Source organism: Moraxella sp., from assembly GCF_030525845.1.
Classification (GTDB): Bacteria; Pseudomonadota; Gammaproteobacteria; order Pseudomonadales; family Moraxellaceae; genus Moraxella.
In genome coordinates this window covers 31,248-47,608 of the sequence record NZ_JAUNDY010000006.1, presented here as the reverse complement: position 1 = coordinate 47,608, position 16,361 = coordinate 31,248, and the positions used below count along the sequence as shown (strand labels likewise).

Annotated in this window: 18 protein-coding genes and 1 tRNA gene; 12 read left to right on the top strand and 7 right to left on the bottom strand. The window is 44.0% G+C overall.

The window, feature by feature from the left end; all coding sequences use genetic code 11:
• Positions 1–114 precede the first annotated feature (114 nt).
• A complete protein-coding gene (gene dacB / locus Q4B79_RS03855) occupies positions 115–1,614 on the top strand; it encodes a D-alanyl-D-alanine carboxypeptidase/D-alanyl-D-alanine-endopeptidase (RefSeq protein WP_303085112.1) in 1,500 nt (499 codons plus the stop codon).
• Positions 1,615–1,679: 65 nt separating this feature from the next.
• Here the strand turns inward: dacB and Q4B79_RS03850 are convergent, their stop codons facing one another.
• The 4 genes from Q4B79_RS03850 to Q4B79_RS03835 form a co-directional block, all read right to left on the bottom strand.
• A complete protein-coding gene (locus Q4B79_RS03850) occupies positions 1,680–2,552 on the bottom strand; it encodes a D-alanyl-D-alanine carboxypeptidase family protein (RefSeq protein WP_303085111.1) in 873 nt (290 codons plus the stop codon).
• 140 nt (positions 2,553–2,692) lie between these two features.
• Complete coding sequence (locus Q4B79_RS03845; RefSeq protein ID WP_303085110.1) at positions 2,693–2,821, bottom strand: SH3 domain-containing protein; 129 nt, start codon at positions 2,819–2,821, stop codon at positions 2,693–2,695.
• Positions 2,822–2,833: 12 nt separating this feature from the next.
• On the bottom strand, positions 2,834–2,998 hold the full coding sequence (locus tag Q4B79_RS03840; protein ID WP_303085109.1) for a hypothetical protein: 165 nt from the start codon (positions 2,996–2,998) through the stop codon (positions 2,834–2,836).
• Positions 2,999–3,118: 120 nt separating this feature from the next.
• On the bottom strand, positions 3,119–3,382 hold the full coding sequence (locus tag Q4B79_RS03835) for a CopG family transcriptional regulator (RefSeq protein WP_303085108.1): 264 nt from the start codon (positions 3,380–3,382) through the stop codon (positions 3,119–3,121).
• A 270-nt stretch (positions 3,383–3,652) separates the two neighbouring features.
• On the opposite strand from Q4B79_RS03835, the gene lolA reads away from it, so the two are divergent.
• Positions 3,653–4,267: an outer membrane lipoprotein chaperone LolA gene (gene lolA / locus Q4B79_RS03830; protein ID WP_303085107.1), complete on the top strand. Its 615-nt coding sequence runs from the start codon at positions 3,653–3,655 to the stop codon at positions 4,265–4,267.
• A gap of 46 nt (positions 4,268–4,313) precedes the next feature.
• Here the strand turns inward: lolA and Q4B79_RS03825 are convergent, their stop codons facing one another.
• Complete coding sequence (locus tag Q4B79_RS03825) at positions 4,314–5,264, bottom strand: hypothetical protein (RefSeq protein WP_303085106.1); 951 nt, start codon at positions 5,262–5,264, stop codon at positions 4,314–4,316.
• 181 nt (positions 5,265–5,445) lie between these two features.
• Here Q4B79_RS03825 and Q4B79_RS03820 point away from each other — a divergent pair, with 181 nt between their 5' ends.
• Positions 5,446–6,684, top strand: a complete 1,239-nt coding sequence (locus tag Q4B79_RS03820; protein ID WP_303085105.1) for a lipoprotein-releasing ABC transporter permease subunit — start codon at positions 5,446–5,448, stop codon at positions 6,682–6,684.
• 16 nt (positions 6,685–6,700) lie between these two features.
• The gene (lolD, locus tag Q4B79_RS03815) at positions 6,701–7,408 is read left to right on the top strand and encodes a lipoprotein-releasing ABC transporter ATP-binding protein LolD (RefSeq protein WP_303085104.1); all 708 of its coding nucleotides are present in this window, start codon (positions 6,701–6,703) and stop codon (positions 7,406–7,408) included.
• Here the strand turns inward: lolD and Q4B79_RS03810 are convergent.
• On the bottom strand, positions 7,350–7,523 hold the full coding sequence (locus tag Q4B79_RS03810; RefSeq protein ID WP_303085103.1) for a hypothetical protein: 174 nt from the start codon (positions 7,521–7,523) through the stop codon (positions 7,350–7,352). The genes lolD and Q4B79_RS03810 overlap by 59 nt on opposite strands.
• Positions 7,524–7,766: 243 nt before the next feature.
• Between Q4B79_RS03810 and Q4B79_RS03805 the strand changes: the two genes are divergently transcribed.
• The 6 genes from Q4B79_RS03805 to Q4B79_RS03780 all read left to right on the top strand — a co-directional run bounded on the left by Q4B79_RS03805 (position 7,767) and on the right by Q4B79_RS03780 (position 12,200).
• Entirely contained in the window at positions 7,767–8,228 is a 462-nt protein-coding gene (locus Q4B79_RS03805; RefSeq protein ID WP_303085102.1) for a low molecular weight protein-tyrosine-phosphatase, read from the top strand.
• Positions 8,228–9,280, top strand: a complete 1,053-nt coding sequence (gene murB, locus Q4B79_RS03800; protein WP_368500045.1) for a UDP-N-acetylmuramate dehydrogenase — start codon at positions 8,228–8,230, stop codon at positions 9,278–9,280. The genes Q4B79_RS03805 and murB overlap by 1 nt, the downstream gene beginning before the upstream one ends.
• A complete protein-coding gene (locus tag Q4B79_RS03795) occupies positions 9,281–10,006 on the top strand; it encodes a YdcF family protein (RefSeq protein WP_303085100.1) in 726 nt (241 codons plus the stop codon).
• A 109-nt stretch (positions 10,007–10,115) separates the two neighbouring features.
• Positions 10,116–10,206 (top strand) — tRNA-Ser (locus tag Q4B79_RS03790).
• Between the two features lie 176 nt (positions 10,207–10,382).
• Positions 10,383–11,909, top strand: coding sequence for an acetyl-CoA hydrolase/transferase family protein (locus Q4B79_RS03785; protein WP_303085099.1), 1,527 nt, complete (start codon positions 10,383–10,385; stop codon positions 11,907–11,909).
• A 60-nt stretch (positions 11,910–11,969) separates the two neighbouring features.
• Positions 11,970–12,200: a hypothetical protein gene (locus tag Q4B79_RS03780; RefSeq protein ID WP_303085098.1), complete on the top strand. Its 231-nt coding sequence runs from the start codon at positions 11,970–11,972 to the stop codon at positions 12,198–12,200.
• 87 nt (positions 12,201–12,287) lie between these two features.
• Here Q4B79_RS03780 and Q4B79_RS03775 read toward each other — a convergent pair whose 3' ends face one another.
• Positions 12,288–13,019 carry a hypothetical protein gene (locus Q4B79_RS03775; RefSeq protein ID WP_303085097.1) on the bottom strand — a complete coding sequence of 244 codons (732 nt, stop codon included), beginning with the start codon at positions 13,017–13,019 and terminating at the stop codon, positions 12,288–12,290.
• 456 nt (positions 13,020–13,475) lie between these two features.
• On the opposite strand from Q4B79_RS03775, the gene Q4B79_RS03770 reads away from it, so the two are divergent.
• On the top strand, positions 13,476–14,015 hold the full coding sequence (locus Q4B79_RS03770; protein WP_303085096.1) for a hypothetical protein: 540 nt from the start codon (positions 13,476–13,478) through the stop codon (positions 14,013–14,015).
• Between the two features lie 268 nt (positions 14,016–14,283).
• Complete coding sequence (htpG, locus tag Q4B79_RS03765) at positions 14,284–16,218, top strand: molecular chaperone HtpG (RefSeq protein WP_303085095.1); 1,935 nt, start codon at positions 14,284–14,286, stop codon at positions 16,216–16,218.
• Positions 16,219–16,361: the final 143 nt, after the last annotated feature.

Sequence of the window (16,361 nt, the reverse complement as noted above, 5' to 3'; positions counted from 1 at the left end):
CGGTGTGATTTTGTTGGCATTTAAAGACTTTAATTGGTTTAATTTTAATCATGTTAAAAGCGCGCATCATACAATGCTGGTTTTACTGGCAATGAAGCGTGCTGTATTTATTTTATGAAATCTTTGTTTTTTTCGCTGGGTTTGGTGCTGTTATGCACCTATGGCACATTTGCTTTTGCTGATAACAGCACCCAAAATATGATTCCATCTTCTATTGCTGACAAAATCGTCCAAGCAGGGCTTGATGTGCGTGATGTTAGCATTTGGGTAAAGCCTCTTGGTAGCGATACGCCAGTTATTAGTCATTTGGCGAGTACGCCTCGCACCCCTGCTTCCACCCAAAAACTGGTAACGACCGCCATTGCTTTGGACGTGCTGGGCGAGCAGTACCGCTGGCGAACTCGTCTGTATGTTGATGGTGTGGTTGCAGGGGGTGTGCTATATGGCAATCTCATTATCAAGGGTAGTGGCGACCCCTCAATGACGCATGAGCGTCTTGGTGCCATGCTTGCACAGCTACGAGAGCGAGGCATACATCACATCAGGGGCGATATTATTGTGGATAATTCGGCGTTTTTGGGGGTATCCCAAGATGTGAACGCCTTTGATGGGCAAGGGCTTCGTGCCTATAACGCCCAGCCCAATGCATTTTTGGTTAATTTTGGTACGTTGGAAGTGAAGATGACCCCATCGGGGAAGTGGATGCCTTATAGCGAGGCGACACCAACGGTGGATAATGCAATTTTTCAGCCCAATGGCAATGCGGTAGCAGTATCAGTACTGCCAAAACTGGCAGATTTTACGCTACCAAAGTCCGTCGATGGCATTACAAATTCCTGTGGCATCAGACCCAAATACGCCCTGTCGGACGATACACTTGCTATCACAGGTCAAGTGGGCATAGGCTGTGGTCAAGTTAGCGAGTGGCTAACTTTTGCCAATGCAGATGAATTTATCAAAAAGGCAGTCAAGGGTGCTTGGCTGTCTGTGGATAAGGACTTTACAGGATTGGTAAAGCGTCAGTTGCCACACGACTGGTCGTATCATCATAAACTGCCTGTTTTGTCGTTTGATTCTAGACCATTATCCGAGCAGATTTATCAAATTAATCAATACTCCAACAACGTCATGACAGAGCAAGTGGCGTTATCTCTGCCGCTCGCCACAGGGCAGGCGACGAGCGATTATCCTAGAAGTTTTGCCATGATAAATGCATGGTGGCATAAGCGTCTAAGCTCGCCAGCTCCCACGATGAGTCGTGCCTCAGGATTGTGTCGAGACTGTGCTATCAGCGTGCAAGCGTTGGGAGAGCTGTTAGAATTTACTCATCGTCAGCCGACTTTTGAAGTGTTTAAAGCGTCCTTGCCTATCGTGGGTCAGACAGGGACAATGGCAAGTTTTGCCAAACGCCACCCAGACAGTCCTGCCATTGGACGTGCCTTTATTAAAACAGGTAGACTAAGTAACGTGGCAGGGATTGCAGGCTATGTCGTGGGGCAATCAGGGCAGATGTATGCAACAGTTGCCATTATCAATGCCGATGGTGCGGGCAATAACACAAAAGCCCATGCATTACTTGATGAAGTGATTGAGTGGACGGTGGCACAGCCCTAAGTGTGTGAGATAATTTAAAAGCGTGCCCATAGTGAGTACGCTTTTTTGTAAAGTGATTTGGGGTATCAGCAAAGACGATTTTTGCTTGCTTCAAAGAGATGGGCAAATTCGCCATTTTTACCCTCAAAACGCCAGTGCCACGACTCTTCGGAAACACCGCTATATGCCGAATAATCAGCGGTAAAAGTCTGATAAAAGCCGTATTTGTGGGCGTTGTTTTTCAGCCAGCGATAGCCTGCGGTTTTGGCGAAGCTGTCATTGATGGGCGAAAAATCCACCGCCAACCCCGTGTGGTGTTCAGAATAACCAGGGTGTGATGAGGTATAATAAATCTGCTCGGCACTTTGCCCTTGTTTCTTTTTGTTGGCGACGATTTGGGCTTGGCGAGATGAAGTGCGTAAAATCGAACCGGGGGTAAGCGTAACTCCGTCCTTTTTGGCAGCGGCAATCATCTCTTGGAGTGCCGGCTTAGCGGCTTTGTGGATTTTAAATTTTGGATCGTTGCCATAGCCACTTGCCACAAGGTCGCTGGGGTTGGCATCGGCATATCTAAAATGCTTAATGCCGACAGCGAGTGCCTCTGGGGCACATAAGCCTTGTGAGCTTGGAGTGTGTTGTGGGGTAGAATGATGGGTAAAACTACCCTGCTGGTAGGCAGGACCTGCGTGCAGTGGGGGCTGGTGTGATTGGTTTGGTTCTAGCTGTGTCTGGGCGTAGGTTCTGCCATTCTGAGAGGGTGCAGAGTTTTCGTTAATGCTAATGGTTCTACCGCCATTGGCACTTGTGATTTGTCCTGTGCCACTTTGGATAACCACTTCTTTTTGTTGACTTTTATCTACCAAAAAAGCCATTGCACCAACCATGCCGACACCAACCAGTGTCGCCCCAATCGCCAAATCTCTTGTGCGTTTTTTCATGAATGTACCTAAATCTTGCATGTGTGTTTACCTAGATGAGACTTTGCAAGTTTATTTTAAAGATTGCATAGTCTGGGTGTAAGTGATGGTTCAGTTTCTGAGCGTTTTAAAATAAACAAAAGCGAGCAATACGCCTGTATCACTCGCCTTGTAGATGGGGATCAGCCACAGATATAGTCTGCACGAGCCCAACCAGTTGTACCAGCAAATCTGACTTTGTACCATAGCCAGCCACCGACATTACGCTCTTCTAAAACTCTGACATCGCTACCGCTTGGCATGCGTACCAAGACTTTGTGGTTTTAACCTGCACCTGCTCGTAGCATGACATTGCCACCCTCGTGAGTGCAGACATATCCGCTAATGCCATTGTATGCAGGACCAACATTACTGCGAGCGTGTACATTTGCCGTGCCAAATCCGATGGCAATGACAGCGACGGCGGTCAATAGAGGCTTGATTTTCATGGGATTGCTCCTTGTAAGCTAAACGATGTTACTTTAATGTATACCACAAAGCAATATTGTATCATAAAACTTAAAAAAAAAAACAAGCCCATCAGCAACCAAAACCGACTTGTTTTTTGATTATTCGACTTTTTTGCAGACGTTTGCTAGGGCTTTTTCGATGACATGCTCGCTGATGCCTTGTTCTTTGAGTTCGTTGATGAATTCGACATCATGACTTAGAGAGTAGTCGGAGTTATCTCTATCAAGTCCTTGTCGAATGTACAAACGAATGAGTGGCTGAATGCTCTCAAAACCGTGCTCGCCCTTGACTTTTTCGAGGTGCTCAACTATTTCGTTGGTAAGACGTAGATGAATAGGGCGTAGCGTATGATTGATGTACATGGATAATTCTCAGAACTATTTCTTTCTATGATAGCAGTATTTTGTAATAATTTCAATGTTCATCATCAACCATGGGGTGTATATGTCAAATGTTGATTTTTATTATCAATCATTGCCAAAGCATGATTTGTGTTATAAAGTGTCAACGTACCCCAAAATTAGCCATAGCCCTGCAACATTTGCCTTGATTTTTTGCAAAAGTTGGCTAGATTGAAACATAAAAACATGGCAAAATATGCTCACTAATTTGGTTTTATTTTTGGAGTGATAATGAAAACGTCAATTACCCTAACTGCTTTGGCATTAACCGCTTTGCCGATGACTGTTTTTGCAAATAACAGTGCGACCACCAACCTAAATAACCTACTAAAAAACACTCAGTCGATGACGGCTAATTTTAGCCAGACCACCAAGTCAAACGGTAAAAGCCAAAATTTTAGCGGTAGCATGGCGGTGGAGCGTGGCAATAAATTTCGCTGGGACACCAAGTCGCCATCAGAGCAATTAATTGTTGCTAACGGTAGCACGATGTGGATATATGATAAGGATTTACAGCAAGTGGTTAAGCAATCGGTGGACAATCAAGTGGGCGATACCCCAGCCTTGCTACTGTCTGGCGACCCTGCTCGTATTTCTCGTAATTTTGACATTAGCCAGCCAAATGTTAAAAAGAATTATTATGTATTAAAACCAAAATCTAGCTCGGCAAATTTTAAGAATTTATCCATCAGTTTTAATGGCGGCAAGCCTGTGATGATGGTGCTAAATGATAATATTGGGCAAACCACGACCATTAAATTTACCAACATTAGCCTAAATAAGAAAATCCCTGCCAGTCAGTTTAGTTTTACACCGCCAGCAGGCGTGGACGTGATTTCTCAGTAATGAGGCTGATAAAAAAGACATCAAATAAGATGTCTTTTTTGTTGGGCTATGATTTTTGGTTGTCGGCGTAGATGGAGGCTTGTAGCCAAATGTTGGCTTGGATATAGTCATGAACTTGGATTTTTTGGTTATCTTCGTTTGTGGGGGTGGCGATACGCACCACAAAAGCTTCGGCATCATGCTCACGCAAAATTACCACGTCAAACAGCGTGATGGGTTTACCAAAAAAATCACTGTGGCTGATGCCTAAGACTTGTCCTTGACACCATGCTTCGTCTTCTTGACCAAATGTGTCGCCAAACAAATAAATACAACTCTCCCCAAAATTAATTTCAAGCGGTGTGGTTAAATCATCTGTATCTTTGGGTATCCATGCTTTGATTTGGTTGTCGATGTCGTCAGGAATAACACCGTTATTGTTAGCGACGATGTCATTAAAGGCAAGATGATAGCGAATGGCTTTGGGGTTTTTGACCAGCAAAGTTTCGTCTTTATTACTAGGTTCTAGATGATGAGCCCATGCACTAAAATTGACATAGTATTCGGTAGGCGTGGTATAGTCATGGCGGTTGATGGCGTAGAGTTGGTCAAAGGCGTAGATGACCGTGCCGTCTTTGGTTTTTAGGCGTAAAATGGCATCTAAGGTATCGGCACAGCGAATGACACGTTCGATTTGGCAATGCATACCATAGGGACTAGACACTGCAGGATAGGCATTGATGAATGCAGTTGGCTTACCGTCTTTCATGGCGAGAATTTGTTTGATGTGGCAGGGCGTGTCTTCTGATAAAAGCAGGGTTTTTGGGTCGGTTTGCTTGGGGTTTAGACCAGCAGATAAGGTGGCGGTACCTAGCATGGCATGTAGCCAATTTGGTACATCAGTGCTGATGTCGTCTGTTAAAATAGCCCAATGGTCGCCATGCCCTGCGTTTTTGTCGCAAGGCAAATCTATTTTTTGGGGTGGGACTTCATGTTTGTAATTATAGTGCATATTCATGGTTATTCCAAGTCAATGGGGGTTTTTCCTTTATGAGGGGGATTTAAAAAAAATCAAGAGCAGACCCAAAACACTTGATGGTTTAAAGGCATGTTTGCTTAATGTATCTTTATAAAATTCCCAAAAAGTCGCCAAAATAGTGTAAACTATCACGCTAAATTTTGTAAGGCATTATTCATTTATGTTTCGTCCCATTGCTTTATTTATTGGATTGAGGTATACCAAAGCCGAACGCAAAAATGGCTTTATTTCGTTCATTTCGCTCATCTCAATGATTGGGTTGACGCTTGGCGTGGCAGTGCTAATTACGGTGCTGTCAGTCATGAATGGTTTTGATCGAGAATTAAAAACCCGTATCTTAGGCATGGTACCTCAGGCAAACGTGGTCTCTGGCGAGATTATCCCTAACTGGCAGTCGCTTGCCAAAGAGATTGAGGATAACGACCCAAATGTCGTGGCAACTGCCCCATTTATCAGTTTGCAAGGCATGTTAACCACAGAGGGGCAGGTGGCTGGCATTATGGTAACAGGCATCGAACCTAAATACGAGACCAAAGTCTCCATCATCGGTCAGCACATGACATCAGGGGATATTCATGCACTACAAGCAGGCGAGTTTGGGATTGTGCTGGGCGAGAGCTTGGCGTGGTCGTTAGGACTTCGTTTGGGTGATAAAGTAACGTTGGTACTGCCTGAGGCATCGCCTTCGGTGGCGGGCGTTGTGCCTAGATTTAAGCGATTTACGTTGGTTGGGACGTTTCACATCAGCTCTGAGATTGATGGGGCGATGGCCTATGTTGCCATGAGGGACGCTGGAACTTTGCTTAGACTGCCTGAGGGAGCTGTGGGCATTCGCCTAAAAGTCAATAATATTTTCAAAGCACCGCAAGCCGCCACCAAAGCCAAAAGCCTATATCCTGACCAACTGTACGCCGATGACTGGACGAGTACGCACGGCAATCTGTTTTCTGCCATTCAGATGGAAAAGGCAATGATTGGATTGTTGTTGTTTTTGATTGTGGTTATTGCAGCCTTCAATATTGTATCTAGCCTTGTCATGCTTGTAACCGATAAAAAATCTGACATCGCCATTTTAAAGACTTTTGGGGCAAGTCCCAAACTCATCATGCAGGTATTTATGGTGCAAGGCATGATTATTGGCGTGGTAGGCACGGTGGCAGGGACGATATTGGGGGTGGCTTTTTCTTTGACAGTCAGCAGACTTTTAGGGTTTATCAATGACTTTTTTGGGCTTCATTTATTTGATGCTTATTTTGTCAATTATTTACCCACCCAAATCCAAATTGGCGATATTTTATTGATTGCCTCAGCGTCATTTTTATTATCCTTTGTAATGACGATTTATCCATCATTAAAAGCATCAAGAATTCAACCTGCCCAAACATTACGATACGAATGATTATCCAAGAGGGACTATGACAGTTATTTTGCAAGCTACAAACATCAGTAAAATTTATGATGAGGGTAAAATAAAAACGCCCGTCCTGATGGGGCTAGACCTGAGTATCCATCGAGGCGAGCGTGTTGCTATTGTGGGTAGTAGTGGTTCAGGCAAAAGTACGCTACTGCATTTACTGGGTGGGCTAGACACGCCTACCGAAGGCGAAGTATGGCTTCATGGGATTTGCCTAAATCATCTTAATGAAACCCAAAGGGGACAGCTTCGAAATGAGCATTTGGGGTTTATTTATCAGTTTCATCATCTGCTTGCTGAGTTTAGTGCTACCGAAAATGTCGCCATGCCACTTTTGATGAGGTCGAGTGTCAGTATTAGCGAGGCTCGTGATAGGGCAAATGAGTTACTTGACAGGGTGGGCTTGTCGCATCGTATCCATCATCGTCCAAGTGAGCTGTCAGGGGGGGAGCGTCAGCGAGTGGCGATTGCCAGAGCGTTGGTAACACGCCCATCTTTGGTGCTGGCAGATGAACCCACAGGCAATCTCGATGACGAAAATGCGGTGGCGGTGTTTGAGCTGTTATCTGAACTGCAAGAGACGCTTGGCATGGCACTACTGATGGTAACGCATGATAAGACACTGGCTTCTCGTGCTGATAGAATGCTGGTCATGAAAAGCGGTCGCCATCATCAGTCTGGCTTAGAGCTCCGATGGCAGCACCAATAGCAGCACCGCTGATGGTGTTGTTGTAGGCTGTACTGTTGGTCTGATGAGGGTTTGTGGCACAGGCACTAAGTAACAGGCTTGCACCAACGGCAGTTAAGATAAGTTTGCTTTTCATAAAGACTCCTAAAACAGCAACGAATAACTTGATTTTCTTATTATAGCTAAAATAAGTTTGTTTAAAATATGATTTGTGTTGGTATTTGTACGTGCGTTGTTAATCACTTGGTAAATAATATTGCTAAATATTATCAGGACTTCATTCATTAATAATAATACTTTTGTGTAAAATATTGGTTTGTTTGATAAAACACCTCAAAGTTATGTTACAATAGAACATCTTTTGTATTTGTCAAGTATCATGTCATTATCATATCCCCCAAAATCCATCTTGTTTGTTTGTCTTGGTAATATTTGCCGTAGTCCATCTGCTCAGAGTGTCATGCAAAAACAGTGTGAGGAGGTGGGGCTAAATGTGGTGCTAGATTCGGCAGGCGTGGCAGGTTATCATGTGGGCGAAGCACCAGATGGTCGAGCCATTGAAGTTGGTCGTAGCTTGGGTTATGAGTTATCAAACCTTCGGGCAAGACAGGTGTCAATCAGTGATTTTTATGAGTTTGAGATGATTTTTGCGATGGATAATGACAATTTAAAAGCTCTTCAAAAAATCATGCCAACCGATGCGACCGCCCATGTGCGTTTGTTTGATGATAAGGCGGTGGCCGATCCTTATTATGGAGATAAGCAGGACTTTGAGCAGATGTTTGCTCACATCATACGGGCTGGCAATGGTTGGATTTCTCGCTGGCAAGGAGGGTTATGATGACCGATATTTTGACAAATTATGACTTATCTAGGCATAACACGATGGCGTTATCGTGTGTGGCGACACAGGCTTTGGTGTTGGGCGAGGCTGATACGTTTTATGATGATGTTTGTTTTGCCATGCAATTTGCCAAAACGCATGATTTGCCGATGTTTGTGCTATCAGGTGGCAGTAATGTAATTTTACCGAGCACGCTAAATGCGTTAGTGCTATTGCCTCGCTTGAGAGGCATTGATATTGTCAATGAAGATGATACAAGCGTTCGTGTGCAGGTAGCATGCGGAGAAAATTGGCATGAGTTTGTGCAGTTTTGCCTAAAACGTGGTTGGTATGGTCTTGAAAATCTTGCCCTGATACCAGGTTTGGTGGGGGCATCTCCAATCCAAAATATCGGTGCTTATGGTGTGCAGGTCTCTGATTTTATCGTGCAAGTGTCGGCGGTGGATTTGACTACTGGTACGCAGGTGGTGTTTGATAGGGTAGAGTGTGATTTTGGTTATCGCCATAGTTTTTTTAAAGTAAATCCTAATCGCTATCTTATCACTCATGTGGTGTTTGGTTTGCACAAAGATGGCGAGCGTGTATTGACCGATTATGGGGATTTGGCGAGTGTCTCCCAAGCATTTGCCGAGCAAAATGGGCGTGCTACCCCCCACCCTGTTGATGTGTTTGATGCGGTGGTGCAAATTCGCCAAAGCAAATTGCCAGACCCTAGTATACTTCCAAATTGCGGTTCGTTTTTTCAAAATCCCATCATTGCTATGGCGGATTTTATTAAATTAAAAGAGCAATTTGCTGATTTGCCAAGCTATCCTATTGATGATGAGTTTATCAAAATTCCAGCAGGGTGGCTCATTGATAGGGCAGGTCTAAAAGGCAAGGGGGTTTTTCCTATCTTGACACACACCAAGCAGGCTTTGGTGCTGACTAATCACGCTCCGCATGTCGCCACTTCGCAAGATATTCAAATCTCCCAAGATTTTATCGTCAAGACAGTGCAAGAAATCTTTGGGGTGGTGCTGGTGCGTGAGCCTGTGTGGGTTGTGTAGGTGTTTTGGGTGGGTATTTGGCGAGCGATTTATAAGACGGTCAAATGGACAATGGTGGTGGTATTGTTGAGCCTGATTTCGGTAACAACCCCCATCTTTGCCAACGTGGGCGTGTTCTTGTTCGATATATTTAGCAAAATCACACTTGACAATCACACAAAAAAACCCACAGCGACCGTGATACTCGGTGGCGGTCTTACCAAAAAAGAGGGCAAAATTGTCCTAAATCATTATTCTCAAAGCAGGGCTGATACCGCTATCATGCGATATGATGGCACTCCTATTATTACCAGCGGTGCAGAGTCTCCATGGCTGTTGGATTATATCAAATCTGCCTTGCCTAATTCTGTGGTCATTAGTGATAACGCCAGTATGAATACGTGTGAGAACGCAGTATTTACCGCCAAACTACTCGCTCATCACGAACTGACCACCAATGTGTATCTTGTTACTGATCGTTATCATATGGCACGTGCCAGACGACAATTTGCAAAAATGGGGATTGATACCGTGCCACAGCCAGCACCGCTTGCCATTTCGTTATCGTGGCGTGATATTGATGCAAATCTCATGCACTCACGGCGAGCTGTGTATGAGGCGGCGGCGCTAATGCGCGATATTTTTCGTCCACAAACCAATTGTCGCACCATGCAGGAAATCAGCCTAGAAGAAATTAGCACGCCCAGACGACAGCCGAAGATTTTTTCAGAATTGGACCATGAATGATGTTTTGGGTCTAAAATTTCAGTATTGATAATGAGTTGGGATAAATTTTAAAATTTTTTTAAAAAATCGCTTGCATTCTTTAAAATTTTGCGTATAATACGCACTCATTGGAAGCTTGGCAGAGCGGTTGAATGCACCGGTCTTGAAAACCGGCGTGGGTTTGTAGCCCACCGAGAGTTCGAATCTCTCAGCTTCCGCCATACATAAAACCGTCCTTTTGGGCGGTTTTTTTATTCGGAATTTATGCATAAAAATTACGTGAAATATTTGTAACAAACTATTTATTTTATCCTTAACAGATGTTAAAATCTAGGTAACTTTACCTGTTTGGTAAGGGATTTATTTGGTGTTCCACAATTTCATAAAGGAATTTATTATGTCAATCGACCGTATCCGTAGCGCTTCTTTGCGTGAAAAAGTCATGACTGCCGAGCAAGCAGCCGAATTTGTCAAAGATGGTATGAACCTTGCCATTACGGGTTTTACAGGGGCAGGCTACCCAAAAGCCTTGCCAACTGCCATCGCTAATAAAGCAAAAGACGCTCACGCTCGTGGCGAGACTTTTAGCATTGGTATGGTAACAGGTGCGTCTACTGCCCCTGAGTGTGACGGCGTGCTTGCTGAGGCGAATGCGGTGCATTTCCGTTCACCTTTCCAATCTGACCCAACGCTTCGTAACAACATCAACGCAGGCAATACTGCCTACCAAGACATGCACCTATCGCATGTTGAACAACAAATGCGTCAAGGTTTCTATGGCAAATTTGATATTGCCATTGTTGAAACGGCTGGTATTACCGAAGATGGCAAACTGATTTTTGCAATGGGTATTGGTCATGGCGTAGAAGCGATTAAAAACGCTGATAAAGTCATCGTTGAGGTAAACTCTGCCCAAAATGCTGGTTTAGAAGGCATGCACGATGTCTATGGCGAAGTGGGTTTGCCGCCATTTCGTAAGCCAATCCCACTTGTCGGTGCGTTTGATCGTATCGGTTCACCTTATATGGAATGCCCAGAAGACAAAATCCTTGCGATTGTCCTAACCAACGGTGGCGACCGTAACTCGAAGTTTGCTGACCCTGACGAAACTTCAATGCGTATCGCCAGCCAAATCATTGATTTTCTTGACCATGAAGTCAAAGCAGGTCGCTTGCCTAAGAGCCTACTTCCACTACAATCAGGCGTGGGTAACGTTGCTAACGCAGTCATGGCAGGATTGCTTGACGCTCCATTTGAAGATTTGACAGGTTATACCGAAGTACTCCAAGATGGTATGCTTGACCTTATCCTAGCAGGCAAGATGAAGCACGCATCAGCAACCGCCTTGTCATTTAGCCCAGATGCACTACAACGCTTTAATGACAACATTGAGTTTTTGCGTGATAAGCTAATCCTACGCCCAATGGAAATCAGTAATAACCCAGAAATCATTCGCCGTCTGGGTATCATCGGTATGAATGCGATGATTGAAGCGGACATTTATGGTAATGTGAACTCAACTCATGTCATGGGTACCAAGATGATGAATGGTATTGGTGGTTCTGGCGACTTTACCCGCAATGGCTTTTTCTCATTCTATGTCAGCCCATCTACCGCCAAAGACGGCAAAATCTCGTCCATCGTACCAATGGTGTCACACCACGACCACACCGAGCACGATGTGATGTTCATCGTTACCGAACAAGGTATGGCTGATTTACGTGGTAAATCTCCAAAACAACGTGCGAAGTTAATCATCGAAAACTGCTCACACCCTGATTATCGTGATATGCTTCGTGATTACTATGACCGTGCGTTGGCAACGAGTGAAAAAGCAGGTGGTATTCATACTCCACACATCTTGCTTGAAGCCCTATCATGGCACCAGCGTTTCATTGAAACTGGCGACATGCGTATCAAATAATCAGTATGTAACAACACTGCTCCTCAAACCTTTGGGGAGTAGTTTCTTTGGAGAGGTCTTATGAAAATCATAGCATTAGCCATAATGGCGTTGTCTTTGACGGCATGTATGAATATGCAGGAATTTAACGAGGAGCAAAGCCAAAAACCTGAGGCTTACCCCAACTACGACCCAAATTGCACTAGACACATACCTGCCTTGACATCACAAGATTCTCCCCATTTCTCCAAATATCAGTATGATAACTTTAATCGCAGTCATTGTCTCCAAGAATCAGGTATTGTAAACTAAGCCTCAGACAACTTAAACCTTATGGTGTGTATGGGTGTACTTGCCGTCATGTTACTTGGCGGTAGTTTCTGGGGTTTGAGTTATAAATTAGGCTGATTTTTTATTATTAGGGTAATTGGGGTTGTCTTTTTCGGTAATAATGTCAGCATTAGGGTCGCCAAAACTAAGAATTTCTGAAAAATTCGGTTGGGCTTTTAGGATAAGCTGTTCATGTTCAATGGTGGCGTGATTGATTTGCACCTTTTTTAGGTATTTTTTGATGTCAGCTGGTAGCCATCTGCCGATTTCAAGGTAGATGATGTCGCCTTTGTATTCAATGAATGGTCTGCCTTTGAGTTTTGGGGATAGACTAAGCAAAAATGGCAGTGGGTCTTTTTTGAGTAGGGTGCGGTAGGCGTTCACGGCAAACTTAATTGAGGGGGTTTTCCACCATGATTTGCTGTGCAAAGTCAAAATATCCGTATCAGAAATTTGCTCAAAAACAACTCTTTGGACGTGGCGGTCAAGGCGAATTTCGGTAAGTTTGAAATTGCTGGCAACCGATAAATGCATGCCAAGCAAATCAGCCGTGCAATACAGTCGCAAAAAATCGTCTAGTAGGTCAAGTCTAAGCTCTAATATCATGCCGACATTTTTGACGACAAATTGATTTAAAGCGTCATTGATTTGGGCTTGACTGCCTGTGATTAAAATTTCATCAACCAAATCCCCTGCGGTGGTCGTGTAGCTGTGCTTGACGCTACTTAGGGTGCTTTGAATGCTTAAAAAGACATTTTCTAGTAAATTGTCATTGTTAAAGATGGGGGTTTGGCTGTTCATGATTTGACTCTGTATCTAAAAAAGCCCTTGCGTATGACAAGAGCTTTACAGTTTAATGCCGTGATTATAGCAAAGAGGGGGAGTTTTGGCAAGGTGTAACATGCTTGGGTATTTTGCAAGCCCTTAAAAAATTCGCCCTTATCCCTATTTTTATCCTGTTAATTTTCATTAGCAGGATATTTTTATGACCGTAAAAAAATCATACCTTTGAAACCGAAGTTAATCAACTTCTACACCTTGTTACCCATTCTTTGCCCAAAAGCTCATTGCAGGCGAATTTGTAGCAGGCGATACCATTTCTGTTGTGGTGGATAATGGGCGACTTGGTTTTGAGAAATTGAAATTGAATTGATGTCCTATCAAAAACACCCCAAATGAGTTTCGGGGTGTTTTACATTGCACCGCCCCCATGATTGTGCTATGATGGTTTAAACATTTTTCCATGTCGGAGTTATCATGAAAAAATATCTACTGGGTGCGTGCCTGTTTTTGTCCACACAAGCATTTGCTTATACAGGGGCGACCGCTGATTTTACCAAACTCATGTTTAACGGGGCAATGGCAGAATCTGTGGTGGAAAGCTTTAATGGCGTGGATGTCAAAAAACAGCAATGCGTGAGCGACATACTCAAACCCATTTTGGATGAGTTGGCAGTCAAGCACATTGATGGGTTTTTGACCGAACACGAACGACAACTCATGGACAATTTTTTCGACACACCGCTCGGTCAAGAGATGTTTAAGGAGTTGCGTGCAGGCAATGGCGATTTTATCCGTTTTATAAACCTTGATGAGTATGACAAGGCGGACTACGCACAGTATATGACTGTATTTGCCAAATATAACGATGGCGGTGATATTGGCAAAACTTTGTTTGCTAACGATAAGCTGCTAAGAGCAATGTTTGAGTCCGTGCCAAAATGCGACTTGCTTAATTTGAAAGAGCAAACACGTGAAAGGGCAGAAAAAGAAGACATACCAAGAAAAGTCCAATGATTTTACCCTTGAAAAATTCGCCCTTATCCCTATTTTTATCCTGTTAATGAGGGCGTGCCAAACCTTGATTACATTGGTTGTGGTGCGTCCAGTTTTAAGATTTTGCGTGTATTTTTGTGCAAAAAATGGCTAAATCTTGTTTTTCTGCGTCAAATCCCTTGTTGATATGATTATATCAACTGCGGGCTTTTCCTTGAAAAACGTGCGATTTTTCTCATTTTTTGCAACAAAAACCAAGATTTGGCACGCCCTTGACAGGATATTTTTTATGACCGTAAAAAATCATACCTTTGAAACTGAAGTTAATCAACTTCTCCACCTTGTTACCCATTCTTTGTACTCAAACCCAGATATTTTTATCCGTGAGCTGGTTTCCAATGCCTCTGATGCGTGTGATAAATTACGCTTTTTGGCGACATCGGACGACAGTCTGTACGAAAATGACGGCTCGCTTGCCATTCGTATTGAGATTGATAAAGATGCCAAAACCTTGACCATTTCTGACAATGGCATTGGCATGAATGAGGCGGACGTGATTGACAATCTAGGTACGATTGCCAAATCAGGCACAAAAGCCTTTTTGGACAAACTGTCGGACGCTGACAAAAAGGACGGTCATCTGATTGGACAGTTTGGCGTAGGCTTTTATTCAGGCTTTATTGTGGCGGACAAAATCAGCGTCGATAGCCGTAAAGCAGGCGAGCCAGCAAGTAATGGCGTACGCTGGGTGTCGGACGGTACAGGCTCATTTACCACCGAAAATATCGACAAGGCAACTCGTGGTACGACCATCACACTCCATCTAAAAGACGAATTTGTCGAGCGTGAAGAGGGCGAGTATGGTTACCTTGACCGCTACAAAATCAAATCATTGGTTTCAAAATACTCCGACCACATCAGCCTACCCATCCAAATGCGTAAAGAAGTTTGGCAAGAGGACGCAGACCAGGACGAAAACGCTCCAGTACCAAACGGCGAGATGATTTTGACCGATGAGTGGGAAACCATCAACAAAGCGTCCGCCCTTTGGACTCGTAGCCCAAGTGAGATTGGCGATGAGGAGTATAGCGAGTTTTACAAAACGGTCAGCTATGATTTTGATGAGCCACTCACTTGGACGCACAACCGAGTAGAGGGACGTGTGCAGTACACTCAGCTTTTGTACATTCCCAAAAAAGCCCCCTTTGACCTCTATGCTCGTGAACATCAACGTGGGCTAAAACTTTACGTCAAACGTGTCTTTATCATGGACGATGCTGAGCAACTGCTCCCCATGTACCTACGTTTTGTCAAGGGTGTGATTGACAGTGCTGATTTGCCACTTAATGTCAGCCGTGAAATCTTACAAGAAAGCCGTGATGTCAAATCCATTCGTGAGGGCAATGCTCGCCGTGTCTTGACTTTGCTTGCAAGTTTGGCAAATTCTGAGGACGAAAGTAAACAAGCGAAATTTGCTGACTTTTATCGTGAATTTGGCGATGTTATCAAAGAAGGTTTGGGTGAAGACGGAGCCAACCAAGAACGTATCGCCAAACTGCTCCGCTATGCCACAAGTACCAACGACAGCGTGGTAACTGGTTTTGCCGACTATAAAGCACGCATGAAAGAGGGTCAAAAAGCGATTTATTATCTAACTGCTGATAACCTTGTGTCTGCCAAAAACTCGCCACAGCTTGAACTATTTAACAAAAAAGGCATTGAAGTCATTCTCATGACCTCCAAAGTGGACGAATGGGCGATGAATTTCTTGACTTCATTTGACGGTACGCCCTTGCAAAACATCGCCAAAGGGGCGGTGGATTTGGGGGATTTGACCGATGAAGCCGAAAAAGAAGAAGTCAAAAAACAAGAAGAACAGCTCAAACCTGTGGTTGAGCGTCTCAAAGGCGTATTGGGCAATAAGGCCAAAGACGTGCGAGTAACAAGCCGTCTGGTGGACTCGCCTGCTTGTCTTGTGGTGGGCGACGGTGAGCTGACCCCACAAATGGCTCAAATGCTAAAAGCCATGGGGCAACCTGTGCCTGATGTCAAGCCAATCCTAGAAATCAACCCCACTCACCCACTCATCAACCGTTTAGAAAGCACTGGCGATTTTGATGATTTGGCAGAAGTGATTTTTGACCAAGCATTGATTGCAGACGGCGGACAACCCACCGACCCAGCAGGCTACTTAAAACGCATCAATAAATTGCTTTTAAAGTGATTGATGGTTAAATAATAAGGGTGTTTATCGGCACTCTTATTTTTATTCTCATTTAATGAGTGAACATTTCTTGCTAAATTTTAAAAAAACAGTTAAAATCACAAATCCAACCAACATTGTGAAATGTTACATTCCCCATACAG